The organism is Parvimonas sp. D9, from assembly GCF_035282565.1.
Lineage (GTDB): Bacteria > Bacillota > Clostridia > Tissierellales > Peptoniphilaceae > Parvimonas > Parvimonas micra.
The window spans coordinates 1-251 of the sequence record NZ_JAYKBM010000213.1; the positions used below are offsets into that span (position 1 = coordinate 1).

Sequence of the window (251 nt, forward strand, 5' to 3'; positions counted from 1 at the left end):
CCTGCCGGTTGGTCTTGCTGTCCAAGCTTCACGGCTTCCATACGCCAGGCATCCAAATTGGTGATATAATTCTCTCTGCCGTCTTTTACCCATTTGGTCCCTTTGATATTGAATTGAACGCGCACATCGTCTCCAATAGTAAAACGGTCGGGCATTGCGGTTTTATCTTGAACGCATTGAAACTTTACATACTTGGTAATAACTCTTCCGCCAATATCTTCTGATTTTTCAATCACAAATTCGCGGGTTTT

General features: G+C 43.4%; 1 protein-coding gene. It reads right to left on the reverse strand.

Going from position 1 to position 251, the window contains the following annotated elements:
- Window positions 1–251, reverse strand: a 251-nt coding sequence (locus VJI94_RS08605) for a DUF3127 domain-containing protein (protein WP_324009068.1), incomplete at both ends; no start/stop codon positions are given.